Origin of the sequence: Rhodococcus sp. MS16, from assembly GCF_013277795.1 — a bacterium.
GTDB classification, from domain to species: domain Bacteria; phylum Actinomycetota; class Actinomycetes; order Mycobacteriales; family Mycobacteriaceae; genus Rhodococcus_F; species Rhodococcus_F globerula.
Genome location: NZ_VBTM01000001.1, coordinates 155,529 through 172,644 on the forward strand (window position 1 = coordinate 155,529; position 17,116 = coordinate 172,644).

The window sequence follows — 17,116 nt, forward strand, 5'->3', positions numbered from 1 at the left end:
GGCGCTCGATCCATTCGGCCGGCGTAGCGAACATCACGATTCGCACGTATGAACGGTGTTGCTGGTGTTGCGGATGGTCCGGATGGGGTTGCACCGACTAGCCTGAACGTCATGGCAGGTAAGTCGAGCGCCCGAGGATCCGGTACAGGTTCGAGTACAAGCACGTCCGCGTCCAGGGCATCGACCAGGTCGTCAGCGTCAACTCCCGCGGCAAAGTCGCGAACACGAACAGTCTCCACCCCCCGCAACGTCACGACGGCGTCGCACGCCGGTGGCCGCGCGGGCGCGGGTAAAGGAGCCAAATCGACGCCGAGGAAAGCGCCGGCGAAGAAGGCAGCCCCCAGGAAGGCGTCCGGTGCGTCCTCGGCGGCTCGCCGTCCGGTCGCGAAGTCGAAGCAGAGTGCAAGCCCGCTCGATGTTGTCGGCAAAGGCATTGCCGCCGGGTGGTCGCTGGCCGCTCGTGGCGTCGGCGCTACCACTCGCACGGTGAGCAAAGTCGGCGATATCGAGGCAGGCCACCGACGCGACGGAATTGCCCTCGGGCTCATTGCTTTCAGTGTTGTCGTCGCGGGCAGTGTGTGGTTCGCGGCGGGCGGACCGATCGGCGGCGGAATCGAAACGGCCGTTCGCGCGGTGTTCGGTGCTGTGTCGGCCGTTCTGCCGATCTTGTGTGTCGGAATCGCAATCCTGCTGATGCGCACGGAGCCACGCCCCGAGATCCGGACCCGTCTCATCATGGGTTCGCTGCTGGTGGGGCTACCCGCACTGGGCTTGTGGCACATCGGTTCCGGTGCGGAGACAACTGCGGACACACGTGAAATCGGAGCCGGATTTGTCGGCTCTGTTGTCGGCGGACCATTGACCAATGGTCTGACGGCCTGGCTCTCGGTTCCGTTGCTGGTGATCGCCGTCGGCTTCGGAATCCTGTTGTTGACCGGAACCACCCTGCGACAGGTCCCCGGCAAGTTTCAGTCCTTCTTCGGATCTCCGTCCGGCGACGACGACGAATTCGAGGACTACGGCAGCGAATTCGACGACGACAGCTACGGTCGCGACTACGGGGGAGGCTCGTACGAGTCATCGGAGTTCGACGCCGACGGTTATCCGGTGGACACGTATGCGGAGCCTCCGCTGCGGCCGTCCAAACGGTCGAGCCGCCGGGCGCCGATCGACAACTACCCGACGGACGAATTCGAATCCGGCGACAAGAAGACCGAAATCCTCGACCTGTGGTCAGCGGACCCGGACGAAGTTGCCCCGGCAGCGGACGAGACCGCCTCCGCTGCGGAAGCGCCGGTCGCCGAAAAGCCGGTGACCCGGACCAGACCTCCCGCGCGATCGGTTCCGGTGGCGAAGCCGGCACCCAAGCCCGAGCCGGAACCCGAAGAGGCCGAAAGCTTTGTCACCGATCGTGTGACGGACGGCGACTACAACCTTCCGCCCACATCGCTGCTGATCGACGGCGACCCGCCGAAACTGCGCAGTTCGGCGAACGACGCGATGATCGAGGCGATCAGCGAGGTACTCGAACAGTTCAAGATCGATGCTGCCGTCACCGGATTCACGCGCGGACCGACAGTAACGCGGTACGAGGTGGAACTCGGTCCTGGCGTCAAGGTCGAGAAGATCACCGCGCTCGCTCGAAACATCGCGTACGCGGTGGCCACCGACAACGTGCGTCTTCTCGCTCCGATTCCGGGCAAGTCGGCCGTGGGCATCGAGGTGCCCAACTCGGACCGCGAACTGGTCCGCTTGGCCGACGTGCTGACGGCGCCGAGCATGCGACGCGAACACCACCCGCTCGTGATCGGACTGGGTAAGGACATCGAGGGCGACTTCGTCCATGCGAACCTCGCGAAGATGCCCCACTTGCTGGTTGCCGGTTCCACCGGCTCGGGTAAGTCGAGCTTCGTGAACTCGATGCTCGTGTCGCTGCTGACCCGCGCGACTCCCGACGAAGTTCGGATGATCCTGATCGACCCCAAGATGGTCGAACTGACGCCGTACGAGGGTATTCCGCATTTGATCACGCCCATCATCACGCAGCCGAAGAAGGCGGCGGCCGCGCTTGCGTGGCTGGTCGAGGAGATGGAGCAGCGCTACCAGGACATGCAGGTCAACCGGGTACGGCACATCGACGATTTCAATGCGAAGGTGAAATCCGGCGAGATCACCGCACCGCTGGGTAGCGAACGCGTCTACCGGCCGTACCCCTACATCCTGGCGATCGTCGACGAGTTGGCAGACCTCATGATGACCGCTCCGCGTGACGTCGAAGAGGCCATCGTGCGAATCACGCAGAAGGCACGTGCCGCGGGTATCCACTTGGTGCTCGCGACACAGCGCCCGTCCGTCGACGTCGTCACCGGTCTGATCAAGACGAACGTGCCGTCCCGATTGGCGTTTGCGACGTCGTCCCTGACGGACTCGCGAGTCATCCTCGATCAGCCGGGAGCCGAGAAGCTCATCGGTATGGGTGACGGACTGTTCCTCCCCATGGGTGCCGGTAAGCCGACCCGTATGCAGGGCGCATTCATCACGGACGAAGAAATCACCGCGGTCGTGGATTTTGCGAAGAACCAAGCAGAACCCGAGTACACCGAAGGCGTCACCGCTGCGAAGGCCGGCGAGAAGAAGGACGTCGATCCCGATATCGGGGACGACATGGACGTGCTGCTCCAAGCTGTCGAACTTGTCGTGACCAGCCAGTTCGGTTCCACGTCGATGCTGCAACGCAAACTGCGCGTCGGGTTCGCGAAGGCCGGACGACTCATCGACCTCATGGAGAATCGTGGAATCGTGGGACCGAGTGAAGGGTCCAAGGCTCGCGAGGTGCTGGTGAAGCCCGACGAGTTGGACGGATTGTTGTGGTCCATTCGGGGCGGCGATCCGGAGGATAGTTCATCCGACGACTAGTGACGTGGGTCGGCGGGTAACCGTCGGCAGACGATCGGAGGCTGCTCGTGCATGTGACACCGTTGACGTGGGTTATCACGATAGTGGTGATACTCGGCCTGTTTGTCTTCGATTTCTTCGCGCATGTCCGGACGCCTCATGCACCGACCTTCCGTGAGTCGGCCTTCTGGTCGACGGTCTACATCTCGATCGCGATAATTTTCGGTCTGATCGTGATGTGGATCTGGGGGACGACGTACGGCGGCGAGTACTTTGCCGGCTACGTCACGGAGAAGGCGCTGTCCGTCGACAACCTTTTTGTGTTTGTCATCATCATGTCGACGTTTGCGGTCCCGCCCCAGTACCAGCAGAAGGTCCTGCTGATCGGAATCGTGCTCGCATTGGTGATGCGAGGGATTTTCATTGCGGTGGGCGCTGCGGCCATCAATGCCTACAGCTGGGTGTTCTACCTCTTCGGAGCCTTCCTGATCTACACCGCGTACACGTTGGTCCGCGACCACGGACACGAGAAGGAAGCCGAAGAGAAACGTGACAGCCGCATCATCAGCATTGTGAAGCGTGTACTGCCCACTACCGAGGAGTACGACGGCGACAAATTGATCACCAGGATCGACGGCAAGCGTGTCATTACGCCGTTGATGTTGGCGCTCATTGCCATCGGATTTGCGGATGTGTTGTTCGCGCTGGATTCCATCCCGGCGATCTACGGTCTGACCCAGGAGCCGTACATCGTGTTCACCGCCAACGCCTTTGCGTTGATGGGCCTACGCCAACTGTATTTCCTCATCGGCGGACTGCTCGAGCGGTTGGTCTACCTCTCGTACGGGCTGTCGATCATCCTCGCGTTCATCGGCGTCAAGCTTGTCCTGCACGCATTGCACGAGAACACGCTGCCGTTTGTCAACGGCGGCGAACACGTCAGCGTGCCGGAGATTTCGACGGCATTGTCCCTGTCCGTCATCATCGGTGTGTTGGCCGTGACCACGGTCGCGAGCCTGATGAAGACCCGCGACCGCGCCTGAGTAGGTTCAGGCCAACTGACCCAGTACCGGCACCCACTCGGTGATCCGGATATTCGCGACTAGATCGGCTTTGGCAAACGGATCGTGCGTGAAGAGAAGTGCCACGGTGTCGGCGTCTGCCGTGTCGACGATGATGAGTGCTCCGAGGCCGTCGGCGAACGGGCCGGACGTCACGACGATGTCACGCTCGAGAAGATCACCGAGCCATGCCCGGTGATCGGGGCGGAGGGCGTCACGCTCGGCGTTTTTTGCGGGGTCATAGGTGTATTCGACGAGGAACAACGACATCGGGACCGCTTTCGGGATGTGAGTGAACCGATCAGAGCGTCAGAAGCATACGGGTATTTCCGAGGGTGTTGGGTTTGACGTAACTGAGATCGAGGAACTCGGCGACACCGGCGTCGTATGACCGGCACATCTCGGTATAGACCTCGGCGGTGACCGGAGTTCCTTCGATTTCGACGAAGCCGTGGCGGTGGAAGAAGTCGGTCTCGAAGGTCAACACGAACAACCGCTCCAATTCCAACTCGCGTGCAACTTCGATCAGTTTGTCGACCACCTGGAAGCCTGCTCCCTGGCCCTTGACGGTGGGATCGACTGCCACAGTGCGAATCTCGCCGAGGTCCGCCCACAGGACGTGCATCGCCCCGCAACCCAGAATTTGGCCGTCCTTTTCGGCGACCCAGAACTCCTGCACAGCCTCGTACAACGTCACCAGGTTCTTTTCCAGCAGAATCTTGCCGGCATAGATGTCGATGAGGCGTTTGATTTCCGGGACGTCGGATGTTCGTGCCCGCCGCACGATCAAGTGGCTCTCGGTGTCGCTGCGCGCGGTGGAAGTCATGTGGTGCACATTAGTCAATGGGTCTACCGATATTCTGAGTCGCGTGCCTGTCCGCTCCACGAAATACCCCGCCCGCCCGGTCACCGTCCGGGTTCGGCCCGCCTTCCGCGCGGTGATCCGATGAGTTCCCCGCGTGATCAAGCAGATGCCCATCGGGCTGCTGTAGGGCCCACTGGAGAAACACCGGCCGACAAACCCGTCCCACTTTTCAATATCGCGAACATCTTGACGATGATTCGGATCGTTCTTGTTCCGGTCTTTCTCGTCGTGCTTTTTGTCGACGACGGTCAGTCGACGTCGTGGCGTCTGGGCGCGATGGCGATCTTCATCGTCGCTGCGGTGACCGACCGGATCGACGGCCAGTTGGCCAGGAAGTACGGCCTGGTCACCGACTTCGGCAAGTTGATGGATCCCATCGCGGACAAGGCGCTGATCGGCGCTGCGCTTATCGGGTTGTCGCTACTCGGCGATCTGTCGTGGTGGGTGACCGGCGTGATCATCGCCCGCGAACTCGGAATCACGCTGCTGCGTTTTGCCGTGCTCCGCCATGCTGTGATTCCTGCCGGCAAGGGCGGCAAGCTCAAGACCCTCGTCCAGGCCGTAGCGATCGGTTTCTACCTGTGCCCATTGCCGAGCAGCTGGGACGTGGTCAGCTGGCTCCTGATGGCCGCGGCGGTTGTGCTGACAGTCGTCACCGGCCTCGAATATGTTGTTCAAGCCATCAGATTGCGCGCCGGCGTCCGGTTCGCCGAACGAGACGGACACTGACCTGTGCGCGATCCGCTGCTCGACCTCGGAGTCGGCGAACTGGTCGCCGCGTTGGTGGTGGCGGGGGAGAGCGTCGCGGCTGCCGAGTCGCTGACGGCCGGACTGTTCACTGCTGCGCTTGCGTCGGTTCCCGGATCGAGCCAAGTCCTGCGCGGTGGCCTGGTGGTGTACGCCACCGATCTGAAAGCGACGCTGGCAGGCGTAGATCCAGATGCGTTGGCGCTCGACGGCCCGGTGTCCGCATCCACGGCGATTGCTCTGGCCGACGGTGCCCGCACTCGGTGCGTCGCCGATTGGGGTGTCGGACTGACCGGTGTAGCGGGGCCGACCGAACAAGACGGGAACCCTGTCGGCACGGTGTTCTTGGGGATTGCCGGGCCCGACGGAACTCTGTGTGAGCGTCTGTCGTTGACAGGAGAGCGGTGGGAGATTCGAATCGCTGCAGTCGCGGCAGCCGTGTCGCGGTTATGTGATCGTGTTGAAGAGCGCCGGGCACGATAGGCTCGGGAACCAATCGGTCGAGTTCGGACGTTGACTGTTGTGAAGGTGTGCAACAGCCACGGTGTCGAGACGGTACCGATGTGGCCAGGTGACGGTGCGGACCTGTGAAAAGACAGGTACGGCACGACGGATGAAGGAGGAGCGAGATGGCGCTGCTATTGCGTGAGGCAATCGGTGACAGTCTCCGGCGTACGCGCGTTTCGCAGAGTCGCACGCTACGTGAGGTGTCGAACAGTGCGCGTGTGAGCTTGGGCTACCTGTCCGAGGTGGAACGTGGACGCAAGGAAGCGTCGAGTGAACTGCTGGCCGCGATCTGCGATGCGCTTGCCGTACCGCTGTCCGACGTGTTGGTCGACGTCAGTGAAACTCTGGCCACCAAGAAGTCCAACTCTGCGCTCGGTCGTCCGGTTTCCGGTGCCGCGCCGACCGGTGCAGCCGCTGCTGTGTCGGCACAGGTGTCCGGTTCGCCGTCCATCGCCCGGGATACCCGAGTGGTGATTCCGGCGCCCAACGCGCGCAGTTTGGCTGCTGCGTAGCTACTGGCCGCTTGAACCCGATAGATTCGGTAGATATACCGGTATGGCAGTGCAGGGTCAGGGCAGTTGGAGCGCAGCCCTGATGTATTGGTGAGTTTCGGTGTGCGACGGTCGTTCACCGGGTCGCGTAGCGCGCGGCGCATCAGATGGAGGCAGGATCAAACCCATGGCTAATCCTTTCGTCAAGGGCTGGAAGTACCTGATGGCGCTCTTCAATTCGAAGATCGACGAGAACGCCGACCCGAAGATCCAGATCCAGCAGGCGATCGAGGACGCGCAGCGTCAGCACCAGGCGCTCTCGCAGCAGGCCGCGTCGGTGATCGGTAATCAGCGTCAGCTCGAAATGAAGCTCAGTCGTCAGCTCGACGAGGTCGAAAAGCTCAACGCCAACGCGCGTCAGGCCGTCAACCTCGCCGATCAGGCTGCCGCCGCGGGCGACAATGACAAGGCGATCCAGTACACAAATGCCGCTGAGGCTTTTGCCGCTCAGCTCGTCACCGCCGAGCAGGGTGTCGAGGATCTCAAGGCGCTGCACGATCAGTCGTTGCAGGCTGCCGCGCAGGCGAAGAAGGCCGTCGAACAGAACGCTATGACGCTTCAGGCCAAGGTTGCCGAGCGCACGAAGCTGCTCAGCCAGCTCGAGCAGGCCAAGATGCAGGAACGCGTCAGCGAGTCGCTGCGATCCATGGACAGCACGCTGTCCGCACCCGGCAACACGCCAAGCCTGGACGCCGTTCGCGACAAGATCGAGCGTCGCTACGCAAATGCCCTCGGCTCGGCCGAACTTGCCCAGAACTCGGTGCAGGGTCGGATGATGGAGGTCCAGCAGGCTTCCGTGCAGATGGCCGGGCACAGCCGACTCGAGCAGATTCGCGCATCCATGAAGGGCGAGGCACTGCCGTCCGGTGGGACTGCGGCGGCACCTGCGCCGACATCAATCGAAAAGCAGCCGCCTGCTGCCGGAACCACCGGCCAGTAGATCCACGGTCTGCAGTTTTCCAGAGATACACGATTCGACACACTGATGTTTTCTTCACGAGGTGGCCGGCCTGAGCGAGAGCCCAGGTCGGCCGTTCCTGTTTCCATGTCCGGCGCATTCGGTGCGCTGGGCCGTACTGCAGATTCGCTCCGCGAAGTGACGGCGTCCGCTGCGGAGGCAGCCCGGCGGTGGCAAGATCCGCGGGCAAAATTCGAGCGCAAACGAGCACGTGCGAGGCGACGCGCCCAGCGCTGGGGATTCATCTCCGGTGGAACCGTGATCGGCACTGCCGGGCTTGCGGTGGCGTCGGCGCCGGAATGGTCCGTTGTTGTCGCTGGTGGGGGAGCCGCACTGTTTGCGGTACCCGCTGTTGTTGCAGTCGGGCGCTACCGGTCGATGAACGCCGGGCCGCCGCCCGCTCCGATCCGGCGGCGACTGCCACCGTCGTCCTCGCGCGCGTTCATACCGATGTCACGACTGGTCGGAGCAGAAACGTCGCTGTTCGAAATTCTTGGTGTGCTGCGACGCGCAGACACCATCGATCCCGGCGAACTCGACGAGATCACCGTGACTGCAGATTCCGCATTGCGCGCGATGTTTGCGGTGTCGTCCGATATCGCGTCGATGGAACGGGCCGTGACATCGACCCCCAAGGTTGCCGAGACACTCGAACCGACTATCGCAGGTGCCGTTCGCGAACTGCAGGCGGGACTCGGTCAGTACGAGGATCTCGTCAATTCAGCCGCAACCTTGACGGCGCCGCACACCCCGTCTGCCCTGGTGGGATTCAACCGTGAACTGTCGGCTCTGCACGCGGCCGCAGAGCGTCTGTCCAGCCTGGCCGACGCGATCGGCGAGGTCGACGAGATCACCCAGAAGTATCGCTGAGCTGGTCCGCGTTCAGTCGTCAGCTCCGCGCGCAGCCAGTGCCTCACCCATCGCGTCGGCGGTCATGAGGGTTCCGATGATGACGGGAACGGCAAAGGATCGCAGTGAGAAGCCGAGACCGCGGGCCTTGCGTGCTTCGGACACCTGTGTGATGACCTCGAACATCAACGGGATGCACCGGATGGTCATCGCCAGCAAGAGCGCGATTCTTTCGGGATTGACCCCGAATCGGCGCAGCGGGGTGAGGAAAGCCGTGATGGCGTCGAGCATTTCCGAAATGCGGGTTGTCAGACCCATGAGCGCGGCCAGCGCGATCGACAGGATCAGAACGCCACAGACGACGGCCGCGCGCTCCCACCCGGCGACGAGTATCTGGAATCCGCCGATGAACAGCAGCATCCACAATGCCGGGCGCAGATGGGCGATCGCGATGCGGAACGGAATACGCGCGGCCACGTAGAGCGCAACAACAACAACGGTGGGTGGCACCAATTGCCAAGGGCTGCGCACGAATACCGATACTGCGACGATTGCGACGATCAGCGCGAGAAGTTTGTAGCCAGGCCGCGCCCGATGGAGGATGGACGTGCCGGCGCGGTAGTGGCCGAGTGTGGTCACGAGACGAGGGAACGGTAGAAGTCGACGGACTCCGCGGGCGGGCCGTCGGCCACGACAAGCCCTCGATCGATCACCAGAACTCGATCGAACGAGGAGAGCAGATCCAGTTGGTGGGTCACCACGATCAACTGCTGTGTGAGGGACGCGAAGACAGAGCTGATGAGCTGCGAGTTGCGCAGATCGAGCAGCGTTGTCGGTTCGTCCGCCACCAGTACCTTCGGCTCGGTCACCATGATGGCGGCCAGGGCAAGGAGTTGTTTCTGACCGCCGGACAGTTGGTGGGTGGGATGGTCGCTGTGTGACGCCAATCCGAAGCGCTCGAGGACGGACGAGACTTTCTGGGCCCGTTCAGCCTTGCCGAGTCCGCTTCGCCGCAGCGAAAACTCGATGTCCTCGGCGACGGTCGGCATGACAATCTGATGATTGGGATCGGTGAATACAAAGCCGACGTGCTTGCGTACGTCGCGTCCCTTCTTGGCGGTATCCAAACCGTCGATACGGACGGAACCTGTTGCCGGAATCACCAATCCGTTGATCATGCGGGCAAGTGTCGACTTGCCGCTTCCGTTTGCACCGACAATCCCGATGCGCTGCTCGGTCAGTGTCAGGTCGACACGATCGAGCACGGTGCGTTCGCCGAAACTGTGCCCGACGCCTTCGAAGATGATCTCGCTCATCGAGGAATCAGTTCGCCACTGCTGTTTTTGCGCGTGCGGCGACGCTGTCACGAAGCAGTGCCGGATACGCACGATGGACCTGAGCGGCGACCACTGCGGTGACAACGGCTTTCGCAGCATCGAGGGGGATGAAGGCGGCATTGGCGGTCCACGCGGCGAGGAAGGTCATGTGTCCACGGATCATCATCCCGGCGATTCCGAAGAGGTAGAGAACAACAACACCGCCGAGAAGGTTGATGCCGATTCCAGGAATGATTCGGTACTTCGGGAGCATCTTCGTCGTCAGCCATCCGATGACAAACGCCGCAGGTATCCAGCCGATCAAGAACCCGGCCGTGGGACTCGACAGCGCAAATAATGCAGTCCGCCCGCCGGCGAGCACCGGTAGCCCGACCAGGCCGAGCGCGATCACGGTCAGCACCGCCAGTACGGCCTTGCGAGGCCCGAGGAGCGCACCGGCCATCATCACACCGAGTGATTGAAGGGTGATCGGCACACCGGAGATTCCGATGTTGATCGCCCCCGGTAGACCCAACGCGATGATGAGGGCCGCGAACACTGCAACGTGCGCGAGGTCGCGGGCCGGAATTCGGGTGGTAGACACGGCGAACGTGCTCCTTAGGGCGTACTGGATGGAACTTCGCGAGTCTACGTCAGCGCGAATCACGGGTGTTTTGGATGCATGCCCAGTCTCGTCATGGTTGATCAGGGTGAACCCTGATCTTTACCTGATCTTGCCGGTGAGCTGCTGCTTTGTCCGGCCGAACGTGTCAGGCTGGTGTCACGGACTTTCTCTAAGCCAGTCCGAAAGCTCACGGCAAGGAAGGTACGTTATGTTCTGGAAAATCGTGTTGGCTGTGGTCCTCGTGTGGATCGCGCTTGCAGTGGTCGGCGCGTTGATCAAGGGTCTGTTCTGGATTCTGGTGGTCGGCGCGCTGGGCGTCGGCATCTACTTCCTCGTGAAGGCGATGTCGGGCAACGATGAAAACACACCCGTTTCGAGGATGTGACAGGCACAATCGTGCGGTATGGAACCATTCCCCGAGGACTGGCAGCGCGCGATTGTGGTCGTCGCCCATCCGGATGACATCGAGTACGGCGCAGCTGCAGCGGTAGCCCGCTGGACGGATCAAGGCAAGGACGTCAGATACGTACTCGCGACGAGCGGGGAAGCCGGGATTGCAGGACTGCCGCCGGCGGAGTCCGGACCCATCCGCGAGGCAGAAGAGCGTCGCAGCGCCGCTGTTGTGGGAGTGAGTGAAGTCGAGTTCCTGGGTCTTCCTGATGGTCGACTGATTGCCGGACTCGAATTGCGTTCCGTGTTGGCAGCCGCGATCAGGCGGCACCGGCCGGAACTCGTAGTGACGATGAACTTCTCGAACACCTGGGGCCCTGGCTATCTCAACAGTGCCGATCACCGAGCGCTGGGAATCAGTGTCCTTGACGCGACGGCGGACGCGGCCAACGAGTGGATCTTTCCGGAACTGTCGGACATCGGACTCGAACCGTGGACCGGAGTTCGGTGGGTTGCAGTGAATTCGATGACACCGACTCACGGCGTCGACGTGAGTACAACGGTGGCGCGAGCGGTGGATTCCTTGGCCGAGCATTCACGGTATCTGGCGGCGCTGAGTGAGATTCCGGTACGCGTGCAGGCGCAGGCTCAGATCGACATGGTGTCGGGGCCGAAACCCGGCTTCGAGGCCGACCGTGCCGTCGGGTTCGAGTTGTACTATTTCTGATAGTCGGAACACGCCGTGTACTAGTCGCACTGCCGGACGGCGCGTCGGGTAGCGTGTTACACACGATGGCAATCCGTAACGCAGATGATCAAGTCCTGCCGCGAAAGGGCGACGGTCAGCGCACTCCAAACCTCGCGATCGACAATCTCATTCTTGATGCCGCGCGATCGTGCGTGCTCGATTTCGGTATGCAGCGCACCACGTTGGCCGAGATCGCTCGGCGCGCCGGCGTCAGCCGGCCGACGGTCTACCGGCGCTGGACGGATACCAGAGCAGTTGTCGCAGACCTCCTCACTCGCGAAATTCGGGAGGTCCTCCCCGACATACAGACGACGGGTTCGGCTCGGGATCTTCTTCTCTCCGCAGTGGTCGACGTTGTCGCCGAGATCCGCGATCATCCGCTGTTCGTGAAGATCCGGTCGACGGATCAGGAATTGCTGACCACCTACATCGTGGATCGCATTGGTGCCAGCCAGAAGTCGATACTCGAACTCATGACTGCTGTGGTCACAGCCGGGCAGCAGGACGGATCGATCCGTCACGGAAATGCTGACGAGATAGCGTCCATGCTGTTGCTGATGGCGCAGTCGGTGGTGTTCTCGGCACCGACACTGCAGGATCGACTTTCTGCCGATGCAGCGGTGCAGCAGTTGAGAATTGCGGTGTCGGCGTACCTGACGCCGACTGCAGGAACGGACGGTTAGCGCGATGGCCGACAGCGATCACAGTGGACCGAATGCCGATCCGTCGGCGCTCAACGCCGCCCGTCGGACCCGCGAGTGGGACGAACTCTCACGCGGAAGTTCCGTGGATCTTCTGGTTATCGGCGGCGGAATCACCGGTGTCGGTGTGGCATTGGACGCCGTGACGCGTGGCCTGAGTGTGGTGTTGGTGGACAAGCACGACCTGGCCTTCGGTACCAGTCGGTGGAGTTCCAAGCTTGCTCACGGCGGACTTCGGTATCTTGCGTCGGGAAATATCGGTATTGCCCGTGAGAGTGCAGTCGAACGCGGAATCCTCATGACGCGAACGGCGCCGCATCTCGTACGGGCGATGCCGCAACTCGTACCGTTGCTCCCGCAGACGTCGTTCTTCGGAAAGTCCTTGGTGCGTACCGGATTTCTAGCCGGTGACGTCTTGCGGGCAACGGCTCGGACACCGTCGTCGGTGTTGCCTCGCTCGCGCGCGGTGAGCGCGTCTCGGGCACGAGAGTTGGTGCCGGCGGTACGGCAGGCGGACCTTCGCGGTGCGCTGACGGCCTACGACGGACAGTTGATCGACGACGCTCGACTGGTTGTGAACATCGCCCGCACAGCGGCATCTTTCGGTGCTCGGATTCTGACCAGGGTGGGTGCCTACGAGGTGTCCGGTACGTCCGCGACGTTGCGAGACGAGTTGACCGGAACCGAGTTTCTGCTGCGGGCTCGGACAGTGGTCAACGCGACGGGCGTGTGGGCAGATCAGGTGGATCCCAGTATCACCCTGCGTCCGAGTCGCGGCACGCATCTGGTGCTCGACGCGAAATCGCTGGGTAATCCCACTGCCGCACTGACGGTTCCGATTCCGGGTGAGACCAATCGGTTTGTCTTCGCGTTGCCGGCGCAACTCGGCCGGATCTATCTCGGTTTGACCGACGAAGCGGCGCCCGGCCCCGTACCCGACGTACCGCAAGCGTCGGACGCGGAAGTGGATTTCCTTCTCGCTACGGTCAATACGGCTTTGGAAGTTCCGTTGACCCGGGCCGATGTGCTCGGCACTTTTGCGGGTTTGCGACCGTTGCTCGATACCGGCGGGGGATCGACTGCTGACCTGTCGCGTAATCACGCGGTGGTCCGGTCGGCAACCGATGTGATCACGGTTGTCGGTGGCAAGCTCACGACGTATCGCAAGATGGCGGAAGACGCCGTCGACTGCGCGGTCGAAGCGGGCGGATTGAACGCGGGTCCGTGCCGAACGCGCAACCTGCCGTTGGTCGGTGCCGCGTCGCGCGCTGTGTTGGACCAGGTTCGAGCGCCCGCCGGGCTGGTGGCGCGGTACGGCACCGAAGCAGAAGCGGTGGTCGGGTTGGGCGATGACGGACTTCGTCAGGTAGCCGGGCTGGATATCTGCGCCGCCGAACTCGCCTTCGCGGTGTCTCACGAGGGGGCACTCGACGTGGACGATCTCCTGGATCGTCGGACGCGTATCGGTCTGGTGGCTTCCGATCGTGAACGTGCCTTGCCGGAGGCGGAGCAGGCATTCCGGGCGGTATGACCGGTCGTTGTGGCGTGTGACACGCTGATGCGGTGCGAGTAGCCGTTGTTGCCGGGCCGGACCCGGGTCATGCTTTTCCCGCAATAGCGTTGTCGCTGGCGCTGATCGCCGCGGGCGACGAGCCGATCCTGTTTACCGGGTCGAGATGGGTGGAGAAGGCCCGTGCTGCGGGAGTGAACACCGAACCTCTCAAAGGCTTGGCGCCGAGGCCCGGCGACGACGACCTTGACGCCGGTGCGCGGATACACTCGCGGGCGGCGTACATCTCGACCGAACTGCTGCCCGATCTGAAAGCGGTAGCCCCGGATCTGGTGGTCTCGGACATCCTCACTGCCGGAGGTGGATTGGCTGCCGAGCGACTGGGAATTCCGTGGGTGGAGCTCTCGCCTCATCCGCTGTACTCGCCGTCCCGAGGCCTGCCGCCCATCGGGAGCGGGTTGGCTCCCGGCGTCGGGCTGCGCGGACGCCTGCGCGACACGGTGATGCGAGCGGCAACGGGTCGTTCGATCAAACAAGGACTGGCTCAGCGATCCGAGGCGCGCGTCGGAGTCGGACTTCCCGCAGTAGATCCAGGTCCACATGCACGATTGATCGCGACGATTCCAGCGCTGGAAGTTCCGCGGCCGGATTGGCCTGCCCACGCGCACGTCGTCGGGCCGCTGTTGTGGGAACCGACTCGCGAGATTCTGGAACCGCCGCCAGGTTCGGAACCGTTGGTCATGGTGGCGCCGTCGACCGCGCATACCGGTGCGGTGGGAATGCTCGAGCAGACCGTCGACGGCCTGGAAGGGTCAGGGCTGCGGCTGATCGCGTCGGTTCTCGACGGTTCGGACGCGCTGTATCCGGATTGGGTTCGTGCCGGGCTCGGCCGCCAGGACGTGATGCTGCGCGACGCTTCGGTTCTGGTGTGCGGAGGTGGGCACGGAATGCTGGCGAAGGCTCTGTCGGCCGGCGTGCCGACGGTGGTTGTTCCCGGCGGCGGCGATCAGTGGGAGTTGGCCAATCGTGCCGCTCGCGCCGGTAGTGCGGTGATCGTACGACCGGCTGATGCCGGATCCATCAGGGACGCAGCACTGCAGGTTCTTTCCCAGCGCAGCTTCGCCGACGCGGCCGGCGCTGCTGCGGCGACGGCATCCGACGTCCGCGACCCGGTGGCGGTGTGCCGGGAAGTTGTGGCCGGGGGAGTGGCGGCCTGACCTGTGCGGAGTGTGCACAGCTGCCTGGGTGGACTACCGTGGCGCCCGTGCGATTGACCGAGTTTCACGAATTGGTACGAGAAGAGTTCGGGCAGGTACGAGGTGACTCGATGCTGCTCGACCACGTCATCCTGAGCCTTGGCGGACTGACTGCCGCAGAGGCTATCGAGGCAGGCCAGGACCCCCGCGAGGTGTGGCGAGCGTTGTGCGCGGAGTTCGACGTGCCGCCGTCGCGTCGCTAGTTTGTTTCGGCAATGTTCGATCCTTGCCTGTGTTTCGAACAGATGTTCGTCTATGCTGAGTGTGTTCGGTGGTAACTGCCGCTTCCGCGACTGCAGGGTTCGAGTGGGTCGGCACGATGAATCAAAAGTTTGTCGGTAGCCGGATCTACTCTGATCGCAACACCACTGAAGAGACTTGAGAATGGGGATCACGATGGCACCACAGGCACCAGATCGGGACAAGGCGCTCGACCTCGCGTTGGCGCAGATCGACAAGAATTTCGGCAAGGGTTCGGTGATGCGCTTGGGCGAAGGCGTTCGCCAGCCCATCGCGGTGATCCCCACGGGTTCCATCGCGCTCGATGTCGCGCTGGGCATCGGCGGCCTGCCTCGTGGTCGAGTCGTCGAGATCTACGGCCCGGAATCCTCGGGTAAGACCACCGTTGCATTGCACGCAGTTGCCAATGCGCAGGCCAACGGCGGCATCGCTGCATTCATCGACGCGGAACACGCACTCGATCCGGATTACGCGGCCAAGTTGGGTGTCGATACCGACGCACTGCTGGTCTCCCAGCCCGATACCGGTGAGCAGGCGCTCGAGATCACCGACATGTTGATCCGCTCCGGCGCTCTCGACATCATCGTTGTCGACTCCGTGGCAGCGCTTGTTCCCCGCGCTGAAATCGAAGGCGAAATGGGTGACAGCCACGTCGGTCTCCAGGCTCGTTTGATGAGCCAGGCACTGCGAAAGATCACCGGTGCCATGAACAACTCGGGCACCACCGTCATCTTCATCAACCAGCTTCGCGAGAAGATCGGTGTGATGTTCGGTTCACCCGAAACCACCACTGGTGGTAAGGCTTTGAAGTTCTATGCGTCTGTCCGTCTGGACATCCGCCGTATCGAGACGCTCAAGGACGGTACCGACGCAGTCGGTAACCGCACCCGCGTCAAGGTGGTCAAGAACAAGGTCGCTCCGCCGTTCAAGCAGGCCGAGTTCGACATCCTCTACGGCCAGGGCATCAGCAAGGAAGGCTCGCTCATCGACATGGGTGTCGAGCACGGGTTCATCCGTAAGTCCGGCTCCTGGTACACCTACGAAGGCGACCAGTTGGGTCAGGGCAAGGAAAACGCTCGAAAGTTCTTGCTGGAGAACACCGATATCCGTGACGAGATCGAGAAGAAGATCAAGGAAAAGCTGGGTATCGGTGCCGATGTCACCGCTACCGATGAAGCTCCCGCCGACTTCTGATCCCTGTCATGGAGTACATCGACGATGACGGCGGCAGCGACACCGGTTATCGACGGTCTCGCTCGCGGTCCGATCGGGCGGGCAGCCGTGGTGGCAGCGATCACCGCGGCGAACGCAGGCAGCGCGGCGAAGGTACACAGCGCGCCGAGGGTGGCACGGAGGCGCAGGCAAAGGATGCTTGCCTGCGCCTCCTGAGTGACCGCGCGCGCAGTCGGTCCGAGTTGGAAAAGAAGCTGATCAGCCGGGGATACGAGACCGACATTATTACTCGGGCACTCGATCGTCTCCAGGAGATCGGTCTCGTCGACGACGCGGATTTTGCCAACCAGTGGGTGCATTCACGTCACACCTATTCGGGCAAAGGCAAGAAGGCGTTGGCCGTCGAACTTCGACTCAAGGGCGTCGATCAGGATGTGGCAACTGAAGCGTTGTCGCAGATCGATGCAGAAGACGAGCGCGAGCGGGCAGCTGATCTCGTTCGAAAGAAGTTGCGCAACAAGCCGGTCGACGATCGCGACAAGGTGATGAGACGTCTGGTGGCGATGCTTGCGCGCAAGGGCTACTCGGCGAGCATGTCGTACGAGGTCGTCAAAGCCGAGATGGCTGCCGCGGAGCCGTAGGCGACAAAACTATGCGGAGCCGTAGGCGACAAAACTATGCGGAGCCGTAGGCGACAAAACTAGAAGCGGGGTGTGTCACCGAA

20 protein-coding genes are annotated in these 17,116 nt (G+C 62.5%); 15 read left to right on the top strand and 5 right to left on the bottom strand.

Annotated features, from left to right (window positions below; genetic code table 11):
• The first annotated feature begins 111 nt into the window (after positions 1–111).
• Positions 112–2,916 (top strand): DNA translocase FtsK, encoded by a 2,805-nt coding sequence (locus FEZ60_RS00705; RefSeq protein ID WP_052683555.1) that lies wholly within the window; start codon positions 112–114, stop codon positions 2,914–2,916.
• A 47-nt stretch (positions 2,917–2,963) separates the two neighbouring features.
• Entirely contained in the window at positions 2,964–3,938 is a 975-nt protein-coding gene (locus FEZ60_RS00710; RefSeq protein WP_045067374.1) for a TerC family protein, read from the top strand.
• Between the two features lie 6 nt (positions 3,939–3,944).
• Here FEZ60_RS00710 and FEZ60_RS00715 read toward each other — a convergent pair whose 3' ends face one another.
• Both FEZ60_RS00715 and FEZ60_RS00720 read right to left on the bottom strand, forming a co-directional pair.
• Positions 3,945–4,226, bottom strand: a complete 282-nt coding sequence (locus FEZ60_RS00715; RefSeq protein ID WP_033234846.1) for a YciI family protein — start codon at positions 4,224–4,226, stop codon at positions 3,945–3,947.
• 31 nt (positions 4,227–4,257) lie between these two features.
• Positions 4,258–4,782 carry an amino-acid N-acetyltransferase gene (locus FEZ60_RS00720; RefSeq protein ID WP_033234845.1) on the bottom strand — a complete coding sequence of 175 codons (525 nt, stop codon included), beginning with the start codon at positions 4,780–4,782 and terminating at the stop codon, positions 4,258–4,260.
• 120 nt (positions 4,783–4,902) lie between these two features.
• Between FEZ60_RS00720 and pgsA the strand changes: the two genes are divergently transcribed.
• From pgsA to FEZ60_RS00745, 5 genes are all read left to right on the top strand, one after another.
• Positions 4,903–5,550: a CDP-diacylglycerol--glycerol-3-phosphate 3-phosphatidyltransferase gene (gene pgsA, locus FEZ60_RS00725; protein WP_092808432.1), complete on the top strand. Its 648-nt coding sequence runs from the start codon at positions 4,903–4,905 to the stop codon at positions 5,548–5,550.
• Between the two features lie 3 nt (positions 5,551–5,553).
• Positions 5,554–6,051 carry a CinA family protein gene (locus FEZ60_RS00730; RefSeq protein WP_172935328.1) on the top strand — a complete coding sequence of 166 codons (498 nt, stop codon included), beginning with the start codon at positions 5,554–5,556 and terminating at the stop codon, positions 6,049–6,051.
• Between the two features lie 146 nt (positions 6,052–6,197).
• Positions 6,198–6,587 carry a helix-turn-helix transcriptional regulator gene (locus FEZ60_RS00735; RefSeq protein WP_033234842.1) on the top strand — a complete coding sequence of 130 codons (390 nt, stop codon included), beginning with the start codon at positions 6,198–6,200 and terminating at the stop codon, positions 6,585–6,587.
• Between the two features lie 166 nt (positions 6,588–6,753).
• Positions 6,754–7,566: a PspA/IM30 family protein gene (locus FEZ60_RS00740; RefSeq protein ID WP_033234841.1), complete on the top strand. Its 813-nt coding sequence runs from the start codon at positions 6,754–6,756 to the stop codon at positions 7,564–7,566.
• A gap of 105 nt (positions 7,567–7,671) precedes the next feature.
• The gene (locus FEZ60_RS00745) at positions 7,672–8,454 is read left to right on the top strand and encodes a hypothetical protein (RefSeq protein ID WP_045067380.1); all 783 of its coding nucleotides are present in this window, start codon (positions 7,672–7,674) and stop codon (positions 8,452–8,454) included.
• A 12-nt stretch (positions 8,455–8,466) separates the two neighbouring features.
• Here FEZ60_RS00745 and FEZ60_RS00750 read toward each other — a convergent pair whose 3' ends face one another.
• From FEZ60_RS00750 to FEZ60_RS00760, 3 genes are read right to left on the bottom strand one after another with little or no spacing between them, the layout of a single operon-like run.
• Positions 8,467–9,072, bottom strand: a complete 606-nt coding sequence (locus FEZ60_RS00750) for an energy-coupling factor transporter transmembrane component T (protein WP_033234840.1) — start codon at positions 9,070–9,072, stop codon at positions 8,467–8,469.
• Entirely contained in the window at positions 9,069–9,749 is a 681-nt protein-coding gene (locus FEZ60_RS00755) for an ABC transporter ATP-binding protein (RefSeq protein ID WP_033234839.1), read from the bottom strand. The genes FEZ60_RS00750 and FEZ60_RS00755 overlap by 4 nt, the downstream gene beginning before the upstream one ends.
• Before the next feature lie 7 nt (positions 9,750–9,756).
• The gene (locus FEZ60_RS00760; RefSeq protein WP_033234838.1) at positions 9,757–10,353 is read right to left on the bottom strand and encodes a biotin transporter BioY; all 597 of its coding nucleotides are present in this window, start codon (positions 10,351–10,353) and stop codon (positions 9,757–9,759) included.
• A 229-nt stretch (positions 10,354–10,582) separates the two neighbouring features.
• Here FEZ60_RS00760 and FEZ60_RS00765 point away from each other — a divergent pair, with 229 nt between their 5' ends.
• From FEZ60_RS00765 to recX, 8 genes are all read left to right on the top strand, one after another.
• The gene (locus FEZ60_RS00765; RefSeq protein WP_033234837.1) at positions 10,583–10,759 is read left to right on the top strand and encodes a hypothetical protein; all 177 of its coding nucleotides are present in this window, start codon (positions 10,583–10,585) and stop codon (positions 10,757–10,759) included.
• 18 nt (positions 10,760–10,777) lie between these two features.
• On the top strand, positions 10,778–11,491 hold the full coding sequence (locus FEZ60_RS00770) for a PIG-L deacetylase family protein (RefSeq protein WP_045067381.1): 714 nt from the start codon (positions 10,778–10,780) through the stop codon (positions 11,489–11,491).
• A gap of 65 nt (positions 11,492–11,556) precedes the next feature.
• Entirely contained in the window at positions 11,557–12,195 is a 639-nt protein-coding gene (locus tag FEZ60_RS00775) for a TetR/AcrR family transcriptional regulator (RefSeq protein ID WP_033234835.1), read from the top strand.
• 4 nt (positions 12,196–12,199) lie between these two features.
• Positions 12,200–13,744, top strand: coding sequence for a glycerol-3-phosphate dehydrogenase/oxidase (locus FEZ60_RS00780; RefSeq protein WP_172935329.1), 1,545 nt, complete (start codon positions 12,200–12,202; stop codon positions 13,742–13,744).
• A 32-nt stretch (positions 13,745–13,776) separates the two neighbouring features.
• Positions 13,777–14,940: a nucleotide disphospho-sugar-binding domain-containing protein gene (locus FEZ60_RS00785; protein ID WP_172935330.1), complete on the top strand. Its 1,164-nt coding sequence runs from the start codon at positions 13,777–13,779 to the stop codon at positions 14,938–14,940.
• 47 nt (positions 14,941–14,987) lie between these two features.
• Positions 14,988–15,182 carry a DUF3046 domain-containing protein gene (locus tag FEZ60_RS00790; RefSeq protein WP_033235000.1) on the top strand — a complete coding sequence of 65 codons (195 nt, stop codon included), beginning with the start codon at positions 14,988–14,990 and terminating at the stop codon, positions 15,180–15,182.
• Positions 15,183–15,375: 193 nt separating this feature from the next.
• On the top strand, positions 15,376–16,413 hold the full coding sequence (gene recA, locus FEZ60_RS00795; protein ID WP_033234999.1) for a recombinase RecA: 1,038 nt from the start codon (positions 15,376–15,378) through the stop codon (positions 16,411–16,413).
• An 8-nt stretch (positions 16,414–16,421) separates the two neighbouring features.
• Positions 16,422–17,033: a recombination regulator RecX gene (recX, locus tag FEZ60_RS00800; RefSeq protein ID WP_172935331.1), complete on the top strand. Its 612-nt coding sequence runs from the start codon at positions 16,422–16,424 to the stop codon at positions 17,031–17,033.
• The last annotated feature ends 83 nt before the right edge of the window (positions 17,034–17,116 follow it).

Bases quoted from the DNA above. Each gene is read 5' to 3' on its own strand.
- FEZ60_RS00720 (WP_033234845.1), bottom strand. From the start codon at position 4,782: ATGACTTCCACCGCGCGCAGCGACACCGAGAGCCACTTGATCGTGCGG.
- FEZ60_RS00715 (WP_033234846.1), bottom strand. From the start codon at position 4,226: ATGTCGTTGTTCCTCGTCGAATACACCTATGACCCCGCAAAAAACGCC.
- pgsA (WP_092808432.1), top strand. From the start codon at position 4,903: ATGAGTTCCCCGCGTGATCAAGCAGATGCCCATCGGGCTGCTGTAGGG.
- FEZ60_RS00745 (WP_045067380.1), top strand. From the start codon at position 7,672: ATGTCCGGCGCATTCGGTGCGCTGGGCCGTACTGCAGATTCGCTCCGC.
- FEZ60_RS00770 (WP_045067381.1), top strand. From the start codon at position 10,778: ATGGAACCATTCCCCGAGGACTGGCAGCGCGCGATTGTGGTCGTCGCC.
- FEZ60_RS00740 (WP_033234841.1), top strand. From the start codon at position 6,754: ATGGCTAATCCTTTCGTCAAGGGCTGGAAGTACCTGATGGCGCTCTTC.
- FEZ60_RS00735 (WP_033234842.1), top strand. From the start codon at position 6,198: ATGGCGCTGCTATTGCGTGAGGCAATCGGTGACAGTCTCCGGCGTACG.
- recA (WP_033234999.1), top strand. From the start codon at position 15,376: ATGGCACCACAGGCACCAGATCGGGACAAGGCGCTCGACCTCGCGTTG.
- recX (WP_172935331.1), top strand. From the start codon at position 16,422: ATGGAGTACATCGACGATGACGGCGGCAGCGACACCGGTTATCGACGG.
- FEZ60_RS00755 (WP_033234839.1), bottom strand. From the start codon at position 9,749: ATGAGCGAGATCATCTTCGAAGGCGTCGGGCACAGTTTCGGCGAACGC.
- FEZ60_RS00705 (WP_052683555.1), top strand. From the start codon at position 112: ATGGCAGGTAAGTCGAGCGCCCGAGGATCCGGTACAGGTTCGAGTACA.
- FEZ60_RS00765 (WP_033234837.1), top strand. From the start codon at position 10,583: ATGTTCTGGAAAATCGTGTTGGCTGTGGTCCTCGTGTGGATCGCGCTT.
- FEZ60_RS00775 (WP_033234835.1), top strand. From the start codon at position 11,557: ATGGCAATCCGTAACGCAGATGATCAAGTCCTGCCGCGAAAGGGCGAC.
- FEZ60_RS00780 (WP_172935329.1), top strand. From the start codon at position 12,200: ATGGCCGACAGCGATCACAGTGGACCGAATGCCGATCCGTCGGCGCTC.